General features: G+C 54.5%; 10 protein-coding genes. 1 reads left to right on the top strand and 9 read right to left on the bottom strand.

Annotation, left to right across the window (positions count from 1 at the left end):
- Nucleotides 1-417: 417 nt before the first annotated feature.
- The 8 genes from argE to AB8B75_RS21135 all read right to left on the bottom strand — a co-directional run bounded on the left by argE (nt 418) and on the right by AB8B75_RS21135 (nt 7,394).
- Entirely contained in the window at nt 418-1,578 is a 1,161-nt protein-coding gene (gene argE / locus AB8B75_RS21170) for an acetylornithine deacetylase (protein ID WP_405365062.1), read from the bottom strand.
- Between the two features lie 4 nt (nt 1,579-1,582).
- On the bottom strand, nt 1,583-2,632 hold the full coding sequence (locus AB8B75_RS21165; RefSeq protein ID WP_405365061.1) for an ornithine cyclodeaminase: 1,050 nt from the start codon (nt 2,630-2,632) through the stop codon (nt 1,583-1,585).
- Complete coding sequence (locus AB8B75_RS21160) at nt 2,613-3,521, bottom strand: DMT family transporter (protein ID WP_405365060.1); 909 nt, start codon at nt 3,519-3,521, stop codon at nt 2,613-2,615. The genes AB8B75_RS21165 and AB8B75_RS21160 overlap by 20 nt, the downstream gene beginning before the upstream one ends.
- A 4-nt stretch (nt 3,522-3,525) precedes the next feature.
- Nucleotides 3,526-4,152 (bottom strand): cysteine hydrolase family protein, encoded by a 627-nt coding sequence (locus tag AB8B75_RS21155; protein WP_405365059.1) that lies wholly within the window; start codon nt 4,150-4,152, stop codon nt 3,526-3,528.
- 46 nt (nt 4,153-4,198) lie between these two features.
- Nucleotides 4,199-4,984 (bottom strand): ABC transporter permease, encoded by a 786-nt coding sequence (locus tag AB8B75_RS21150; protein WP_405365057.1) that lies wholly within the window; start codon nt 4,982-4,984, stop codon nt 4,199-4,201.
- A gap of 4 nt (nt 4,985-4,988) precedes the next feature.
- Nucleotides 4,989-5,678 (bottom strand): ABC transporter permease, encoded by a 690-nt coding sequence (locus AB8B75_RS21145; RefSeq protein WP_405365055.1) that lies wholly within the window; start codon nt 5,676-5,678, stop codon nt 4,989-4,991.
- An 81-nt stretch (nt 5,679-5,759) separates the two neighbouring features.
- Nucleotides 5,760-6,533 carry a transporter substrate-binding domain-containing protein gene (locus AB8B75_RS21140; protein ID WP_405365053.1) on the bottom strand — a complete coding sequence of 258 codons (774 nt, stop codon included), beginning with the start codon at nt 6,531-6,533 and terminating at the stop codon, nt 5,760-5,762.
- Between the two features lie 66 nt (nt 6,534-6,599).
- Nucleotides 6,600-7,394 (bottom strand): ABC transporter ATP-binding protein, encoded by a 795-nt coding sequence (locus AB8B75_RS21135; RefSeq protein WP_405365051.1) that lies wholly within the window; start codon nt 7,392-7,394, stop codon nt 6,600-6,602.
- A gap of 36 nt (nt 7,395-7,430) precedes the next feature.
- Between AB8B75_RS21135 and AB8B75_RS21130 the strand changes: the two genes are divergently transcribed.
- Nucleotides 7,431-8,399 carry a LysR family transcriptional regulator gene (locus tag AB8B75_RS21130; protein WP_405365049.1) on the top strand — a complete coding sequence of 323 codons (969 nt, stop codon included), beginning with the start codon at nt 7,431-7,433 and terminating at the stop codon, nt 8,397-8,399.
- A gap of 334 nt (nt 8,400-8,733) precedes the next feature.
- Here the strand turns inward: AB8B75_RS21130 and AB8B75_RS21125 are convergent.
- A partial coding sequence (locus tag AB8B75_RS21125) for a Tn3 family transposase (protein WP_405365047.1) occupies nt 8,734-9,672 on the bottom strand: 939 nt, incomplete at its 5' end.

Raw genomic sequence — 9,672 nt, 5'->3', positions numbered from 1 at the left:
TACGCCCCGGTGCTGGTGAAAACAGCGTAATCGTCACCCTCCTGCAGCACTTCGATATCGCGGATGCCCTAATGGGGTCGACTCCGGCTGAGTGCCGAATAGGGCGGTAAGGAATTTTGTCTCCTCGGAAAAGCGGGATAGCGGCTCTTCGCTGCACGACGCATGAACTGGTAAGATGCGGACAAACCAGCCTTTCCAAGGAGTTGTAAGCTGGTCTGCTGTGCGGAGCCTTGCGGACCTTAAGATCAAACATTGCACTTTTGATGATTGCTACCTCGACCCGGCAAAGCAATCTACACTTTTGGGTTGGGTATCAGTTGGAATTTGGCCCGAGTATCCGAGGCGCCAATCAAGACGTTGTGCAAGGTATGGCTGGAGACGCGCAAAAGAGCGGCACCAAAAGTGCGCTTACGCGTGTCACTCGCACAGCGCATCCACAAGACGGCCCATGAACGCTTCGCCTTGCCGGAACTGTTCGAGTGTTATGTACTCGTTTGGCTGATGCGCCTGCGCGATGTCACCCGGACCGCAGACCACGGTTGAATAGCCGACCTCTTGAAACAGCCCGCCTTCGGTCAGGTAACTGACAACGCCAGATGCGTTTTTGCCAGTCAGCTGGCGCACAAGGGCCTCAGCTGCACCATCTGTTTCCGGCGCAAGCCCCGCCACGCCGAAATCCTGACACGCGTCAATGAATGTGTCGGAATGCACCGCGTGCATCCGATCTTGCAGACGGGCAACTTCCGCCTGAAACAGCGCTTTCCATTCGTCGTGACTTTCGTCCGGGAGGACGCGAAAATCAATCTCAAACCTACAGTCACGGGCGGTGATGTTGTGAGCAGTTCCGCCATTGATGGTTCCTACATGGATTGTCGTGTAGTGCGGATTAAATTCGGCGGCTATCTCCGTGGGTGTGGCGGCAGCGCTTTGAGCGTTCATCACATTGGCCCAATGGACCAGATCAGCCGCGATCATAACTGCGCTAACCCCTTCGTGCATGAGCGACGAATGAACCTCATGACCGCGAACATGCACTTGGTAGCCAAACCCGCCCTTGTGTCCCGTAACGACTTTCAACATCGATGGCTCTCCGACGATAACGGTTGCAGCGCGTGTCATCCCATGCGCGCACATGTGGTCGATCATTGGCGGCGCGCCGGTCATTCCGGTCTCTTCGTCATAACTAAGCGCGATTTGCAGGGGCCGTTTGAGATCGCGCTTGTTTGCCTGCACAATGGCCGCGAGCGCGAGCGCGTCAAAGCCCTTCATGTCGCACGTGCCGCGCCCATAAAGCCGCCCATTCGCTTCGCGCACGACGAACGGATCACTGTCCCAGGCTTGCCCTGCGACGGGCACGACATCCGTATGACCCGACAAAACAACACCGCCTGCACAATCTGGCCCCACACTGGCATAAAGCGCGGCCTTGTTGCCGTCCTTACTAGGAACGCGAGTTGGTGCAATGCCGTGGCTGCGTAAGTACGCTTCGACAAAATCCACAAGCTCAAGGTTGCTTTGATCGCTGACCGTCGGGAAAGCCACGAGCCGATCCAACAAGTCTCTGGGCGTTAATTCCATGCTGTTATTCATTGGACCGTTCGAACATTCCAAATAGGTCGCGTGGATCATCGGGATCAGCGAGCATGTCGAGTTGGCTGTAATAGTCAGTGCCTTCGATCGCCTTTGAGATGTATCGCAGCGCCGAGAAATCCTCAATTGCGAAGCCAACACTATCAAAAAGAGTGATTTGCTTGGTATCTGTGCGGCCAGACGCGTGACCGGACATGACCTTCCATAACTCGGTAATGGGGTGGCCCTCGTCCAGCTGCTGAATCTCGCCCTCAATCCAAGTCTGCGGTGGGTATTCAACGAATATGTCAGACCGCAGCAGGATGTCCCTTGCCAATTCCGTCTTGCCCGGGCAGTCGCCACCGATCGCGTTAATGTGGACCCCAACGCCAACCATGTTATCCGTCAGAATAGTGGCGTTTTGTTTGTCCGCCGTGCAAGTGGTGATGATCTGTGCACCCTCCATGGCGGCTTCTCCGCTTTCGCAGGAGACCACATTTAGGCCATGCCCCTTGAGGTTTTTCGCACATTTGGCGGTCGCATTCTGATCAACATCGAAAAGCCGCACGGTTTCGATGCCGCAGATTGCTTTGAAGGCAAGGCATTGGAATTCGGACTGTGCCCCGTTTCCGATCATGGCCATCACCTTGGACCCCTTGGGTGCCAAATAGCGCGCGGCCATTGCGGATGTCGCTGCCGTCCGCAGCGCCGTCAGCAGGGTCATTTCAGAAAGCAGTTTTGGATATCCGCTCTCGACATCCGCAAGCAGGCCAAAGGCCGTGACCGTTTGAAGACCCTCTTTGGTGTTTTTGGGATGGCCATTTACATATTTGAACCCGTACATTTCGCCATCTGAAGTGGGCATGAGTTCAATAACACCGACTTCCGAATGGCTGGCGACACGCGGGGTCTTGTCGAACTGTTCCCACCTGGCAAAATCGGCCTCAATCTCGCGCGCCAAATCGCGCAAGGCTGTTTCGATCCCGATGTGGTGAATTAACCCCATCATGTGCTCCACAGAAACAAAGGGGACATAGGCAAGTTCAGAGGGAAGTGGCGGCATCAGATGTCCTTTTTTCAGATTGAGCCATCAGGATACCTGAGGCAACAATTACGATGATCCCGACCCAGGCGAGTGCATCCGTGGTCGCGCCCCAAAGGACGAAAGCCCAAATGCTGGCAAAGATCAGGAATGAGTATTCAAACACGGAAACCATTGTCGGGTTGCCGATGCGGTAGGCCTGCGCAATTAGCGTCACTGCGAAAACAGCGCCCACAGCCTGCAAGAGTGTTAGCCACAAGAAGCGCGTAGTCGGCATCGCCCAAGGGGCTGACATGAAGGTGCTGCCAGGGTGCGCTGTCACCCAAAACAGCATCACCAAACTGACAATGCCGATGGTCAAGAAAATGCCGATCGCAAGGCTCATCGCGCTTTCATCAGCGCACCAGTGGCGTGTCAGCATCATGCCGAGACCATAGAATAGCCCCGCCGCCAGCGGCATGACCGAAAGCAGCGTCAGATTGGTGACGTCGGGCTGGAGCAACATCAATGCGCCCGCAAACCCAAGCACTACGGCAAAGGTCATGATCCTACCGATCTGTTGGCGGAATAAGATCACGGACAGTAGCGCCACCCAAAGAGGAGAACTAAAAAGACCAGCGCCTGCTTGTGAGACCGGGAGCGCGCCAAGAGATGCAAAATAAATCAGAAGTCCAATGGACACGACAATGCTGCGCATTGCGATCCGTCCAAAACGCACCACTTTGAGAGATTTCCCCATCAGTCGTGCGGCAACAATTAGCAAAGGCAGCGCGAAAGCCGCGCGGAACAGTTGGAACTGCCACAACCCGGCTTCCTCGCTGACAGCGGCCACAAAGTTGTCGATGAAACTGAGAATTGCAGACGCGGCCAACGCTAGCAGCGCGGCTTGCCCGCTTTTGGTCGTTTGCATTTTGTTAGGCTTTGGCGGCCATCGCGCCGACAACCTCGTCAATCGTTCGGATCGCGCCGTGTTGCAGGTACTCCATCGCGTTCAAAGAAGCCTGATGTGCCTCAAAGCTAGAACCAGCAACGCAGTCTTCGATCACGCGGCAAAAGTAATCCCCCTGATGCGCATCCACGAAAGTATAGTGAACGCAGACGTCCGTCAGGCCACCGACTAGGATAAGCGTTTCAGCCTTTAACCCCTTGAGCAATATTTCCAGATCGGTGCCATAGAAGGCCGAGTAACGGCGCTTGGAAATACGGTAGTCATCCGGGCGCATCCCCAATTCTTCTTCGGCAAAGGCCGTTAAGGGGTTGCTGTCGAGGCAATGAACCGTTTCGTCCCCGTCCAGCTCGCGGCCAAAATCAACGAGGTTGGCGCGGTGGATTTCCTGAATAAAGATAACAGGGATGCCGACTTCGCGCGCCTTATCAATCGCGATCTTGGAGCGAGCCATGCGCTCTGCATAGTCGGGCATATGCGCGATGGAACGTTCTTCATCGGGAATGGGTGCGAACGTCGATTTCTGAATATCAATGACGATCAGCGCGGCCCTACCTTCAATGAGGTCACGTTTCTTAGAGCTTACATTGGACATAGAGAAACCTTTCAGGTGCAGAGAAAAGATGTGATGGGTTGGACGCCTAGACTACGGGGTGATCCGGGTTTTCAAGAATGGTTTCGCGCGGACGCAGATGGCCCAAGTAGCGTTTCTCAGCCATTTTGAATGTCATCGAGATCAGAAAGACCAGCCCCATGTAGAAGACCATCGCCGTGATGAACCCTTCATATGCCAGATAGTAGCGCCCGTTCAGCCAACGCCCAACGCCAAGGATATCTTGCAAGGTGACGGTGCTGGCAATGACGGATCCATGCAGCGTAAAAATTACTTCATTTGAGTAAGCAGGTAGCGCCCGCCGAAAGGAACTCGGCAAAACGACCAGGCGCATCCGCGTCCAGGGTGACATCCCACTGGCCTTGGCCGCTTCAATCTCGCCGTGTGGCGTCGTCTCAATGGACCCTCGCAGGAATTCAGTGGTGTAAGCAGTCGTGTTGAGTGTAAATGCGATGAGAACGCACCACCACGGGCTGCTTAGGATCGGATCCCAAAGGACGGAATTTCGCACCACCTCGAACTGGCCAAGGCCGAAATAGAACAAATAGGTTTGAACGAGCAAAGGCGTGCCGCGAAACACGTAAGTAAAGCACCAAATGGGCTTGTTCAGGTAGGGACTCTTGTAGGCCCGTGCAATGGCGAGAGGGATAGCCAGCAGTCCTCCGACGAGAAGCGCGAGAAAAGTCAGCTGTAGGGTGACCAAGGCACCCTCAAAGAACCGACCCAGATTGTCGTAAATTAACACGAAATCCAGCGGTGACGATTCCCGGCTGAATTCCGCGAGGTATTCAAAGAATGTGCGTTCGTTTTCCATATGATCAGCTCGCTCTCACACCGGCCGAGTATTTACGATCCACCCACCGCAAAGCGACGTCAGAAACAGCGGTAATGATTAGATAAACAAACAGAACCGCGATCATGAATGTGAAAAGCTGGTGCGTGGAGCGGCCGGCAGAAAACGCGTTCCAGACCAGATCATGCAGTCCGATTACGGACACAAGGGCAGTGGATTTAACCAAGACCAGCCAGTTATTTGTGAAACTTGGCAGTGCGTAACGTACCATCTGCGGCCAGGTCACAAGGGTGAACACCTGGCGCGGGCTCATACCGGCAGAATGGGCCGCCTCAATCTGGCCGCTTGGAATAGCAAGCATCGCACCGCGGAATGTTTCTGCCATATAGGCCCCAAATATGAAGCCTAAAGTCAGAACACCCGCAACGAATTGATTAATGTCGACATAGCCCCAAAGGCCGGTCGCTTGGCCAATATCATTGAGCATTACCTGACCACCATAAAAGATCAGCATCATCAGGACCAGATCAGGCACACTGCGCACAAAAGTCGTGTAGATGCCGCCGATGCGTCGGGTAATGGGGGATTGTGAAAGCTTGGCAAACGCGCCCATCAACCCAAACACGATGGACAACAAAAGCGACAGGACAGCCAGCGAAACGGTGACGCCCGCGCCCTCCAGCAGAATTTGCCTATATTCAAAAATAACATCCATCTGGGCGGTGTCCGATCAAAAGGTCGAAAGTTTGGAGTTTTCCGGCCAGAGGTTCTGTTCCCTGGCCGGACTTTGGCGGGCTTATTCGCCGTAGATATCGATATCGAAGTACTTATCGTTGATCGCTTGGTAGGTTCCATCTTCCCTAATCGCGAGAATTGCAGCGCTGATTTCATCGGCAAGCGGATCACCTTTGCGCGTTGCAATCCCGGTGCCTTCGCCCAGACAATCGACGTCATCAAGGTTTTCGCCCAAGAACGCGAAGCCCGCGCCCTGTGGCGTGTTCAGGAAACCATCGATGGCTTGCAGCGTGTTGTTTAATTGCATGTCCAAGCGACCGGCAACCAGATCGGCAAACACGTCTTCTTGTGTATTATAGAGCCGCAGATCGGCATCAGGCATGTGCTTTTCGACATAACACTGCAGGGTTGTTCCGCGCAGAACACCAATAGCGACGTCGGCTGTTCCTTCTTGAGTCAGCTCAAACGTCGCGCCCTCCGCAGCGATGAAACGCGATGGCGTGTTGTAGTAGCTCTCGGAGAAATCCACCCGTTGACGGCGATCTTCGGTAATTGACATAGACGCAACAATCGCATCGTACTTGCGGGCGATTAGCGCTGGGATCATGCCATCCCATTCTTGCTCGACCAGTTCGCATTCGCGTTCAAGTTCCGCGCAAATAGCAAGGGCGATGTCGATATCAAAGCCGGACAACGTCCCGTCGGCTTCTTTTTGCGAAAATGGAGGGTATGCACCCTCAACACCCATGCGAAGGACCTCTGCAGTTGCAGACTGCGCTCCTGCCAAGGTGAAGGCCCCGACGACGGTGGCAAGGATCGTTTTCTTAATAGTCATTTGGAAGTCTCCCGGTTGTTTGGTTTCTTGGTCATGCTGACGGTCATCGCAGAGGCGATTGCCCGATCAGTTTCTGGTGTTGGACAAGAATTCTTTGAACCTTGCCGAATTCGGGTTTGCGAAAATTTCTTTGGGGTCGCCCTGCTCTTCGATCTGGCCCTGATGAAGAAATATCACTTGAGACGAGACATCCCGCGCAAAGGCCATTTCATGGGTCACGACGACCATCGTACGACCTTCTTCCGCAAGCGACCTGATCACCTTAAGCACCTCGCCGACCAGTTCCGGATCAAGAGCGGAGGTCGGCTCGTCGAACAGCATCACTTCGGGCTCCATGGCCAAGGCGCGGGCGATTGCTGCGCGTTGCTGCTGGCCACCAGAAATATGTGAGGGGTAATAGTCGCACCGCTCAAGCATCCCGACACGCTCCAGCACGGCCTTGGCCTTTTCGATGGCCTCTGGGCGGGATTGCCCCAGAACATGCATCGGGCCTGCGATGACGTTTTCAAGAACGGTCATGTGCGACCAAAGGTTGAACGACTGGAATACCATCGCGAGGCGAGAGCGGATCCGTTGGACCTGTTTGGCATTTGTCGGGCGATAGTCGCCATGACGATCCGTCGCCATTTCGATCTCCTCGCCATGCAAGGAAATGTATCCGGCACTTGGAGTCTCAAGCAGATTGATACAGCGCAGGAATGTGCTCTTACCTGACCCCGACGATCCGACCATCGAAATCACGTCGCCTTCTCGTGCATTTAGAGAGACACCCTTTAGAACCTCCAGCGCGCCGTATGATTTATGCAAGTCCCTCACCTGAAGGGAGAGATCAACACCGCTTTGATCGCTGTCTAGGGCCACGGAATATCCATTCTCGATTGGGGTCGGCTTGTGTCCATGACGTTAAAGAGCGGTTCGAAAATCCAAAAACAGATAAAACTTGCCGTCAGCGAAGGTTTTTACTACGCTGAAAGGATGGGCAATTCACTTCGCCATCTGAACGCCCTGCGCGCATTTGAAGTTGCCGCGCGCCAAGGCAGCTTTGCGAAAGCGGGCACCGAATTGAATGTCAGCCACAGCGTGATCAGTCAGCACATCAAGAATCTCGAGCATTGGTTGGGTTGTGAATTGTTTATCCGTTACGGCAATCGCGTTGAGCTCAGTGAAGACGGGCGCAAGCTGCAGCCGCAGCTTGCCAACGGCTTTCAAGTGCTCACAGACGCTTGCGAAGGTATTCTACGCACGAGCCAGAAAGGGACACTAACGGTGAGCGCTGAACCGGCATTGGCGTCACTTTGGTTGCGCAGAAAAATCACCGAGTTTTGTGTGGCATTTCCCAAGATTGAAATCGAATTGCGGCCTGCATGGGATCCACCGCAACTGGGCGCGAGTCATGCGGATATGATCGTCCACTTTGAAACCCGTGCACCAACGAAGGGAGCGCGGCAACACAGGCTGTTTCCGATCGATGGCTTTCCGGCTTGTGCACCCGAGTTACTGGAGCAGTTGCGCGAGAATGGTGGCATGGCCGGATGGCTGTCGGTGCCGCTAGTGCATGACAACGGCCGAGAGATCTGGCACCAGTGGTTTGCGGCACACGAACCCGAGTTGCAGTCCTGGCAGATTGGTCGCGTGTATTCCGACTTGTCACTGGCGATTGACGCTGCTGTGGACGGTGAAGGCGTCATTCTGGCAGATAATATTCTGTGTCGCAAAGAATTGGACACGGGTGCTTTGGTCAAATGCGACGACCGCGTCGCTAGATGTGTTTGGTATACTATTGCCGTCGCAAAGCCCGTTTCAGCGTCCTCCCCCTTAGCTACGTTTACGTCTTGGATGCTGGAAGCCTCTGCCGACCTGCGGTGAAGTCACGCATGGGGAAATGTTTCCATTAAAAGTTGAAATTCGCCCTAGTGGTCTATCCTCCAGAGCCTCTGACATCCAGCCGCGATCCATGTTCACGGTGTCGTCGAGCAACTAGCCGGAGATTTTGGTAGTGCTTGGAGAGCCCCCGAAAGCTGGCGCTTTCGGCAGGGAACATCAGAATATTCCAGCACTACTGCCACCCCACCCCTTTTCGGATGGCTGCTTCGAATTGTTTTCGGACTTTTGTGAATATGGCAGCTTGCGATAGAATGGGCTCGCAGTTAGATTTCGCCGCATGCTGGATGAATGACCGGTGTTGTCGGCGCGTGAGGTTTCATGGGTTTTCTGCCATCTGCCTCCACCGATATTCACCCGTGAGGATAATATGTGCCCATCCGAGGGGCGAGATATGTGAGAGAAGATATGCGGATGTATCGAGCCCAGCCTTTTGTCGCGCGGCGACCGCAAAACCGAGTTGCTTGGTATTCCAATAGATGATGATGGCAGTGAGCAGGTTCAGCCCTGCGATGCGGAAATGCTGGCCCTCAGCTGTACGGTCGCGGATTTCGCCTTGGCGACCGATCCGCAGTGCGTTCTTCAGGGCATGATGTGCTTCCCCTTTGTTGAGGCCAATCTGTGCGCGGCGCTGCATATCGGTATCGAGTAACCAATCAATGACAAACAGCGTCCGCTCGATACGTCCGATTTCGCGAAGGGCAATGGCCAGATCATGTTGCCGTGGCCGTGCTGCCAGTTTCTTCAGAAGCTGGCTAGGTTGCATTCTCCCGGAGAGCATCGTCGCGATGCAGCGCAACACATCCGGCCAGTTGGCGATAATCGTGTTTTCGCGAACGCGGTCGCCAACCAGACCTTTTAGTTCGTTCGGCACCCCATGACGATCAAAGACATGCAGCCGCTTTGAAGGTAAATCCTTGATGCGCGGGATGAACCGGTAGCCGAGCAACGAGGTGGCCGCAAAGACGAGGTCTGTGAAGCCGCCCGTATCTGCGTATTGTTCTTTGATCCGTTTGCCGCTCGGGTTCATCAGCAGACCGTCCAGAATGTACGGTGCCTCGTTCACTGTAGCTGGGATCACCTGTGTGGCGAAGGGGCCATATTGATCTGATACATGGGTATAGGCTTTCAGGCCGGGCTCATGGCCGTACTTCGCATTGATCAGATTCATCGCCTCGCCCTGGCGTGTGGTACGAAAGAACTGACCGTCACTGGAAGCGGTTTCACCAGCACCCCAGTATTTTGCCATTGGCAACCA

It is taken from the genome of Roseobacter sp., from assembly GCF_045106495.1.
Lineage (GTDB): Bacteria > Pseudomonadota > Alphaproteobacteria > Rhodobacterales > Rhodobacteraceae > Roseobacter.
The sequence above is the reverse complement of the archived record's forward strand: the minus strand, read 5'-3'. Positions and strand labels throughout refer to the sequence as shown.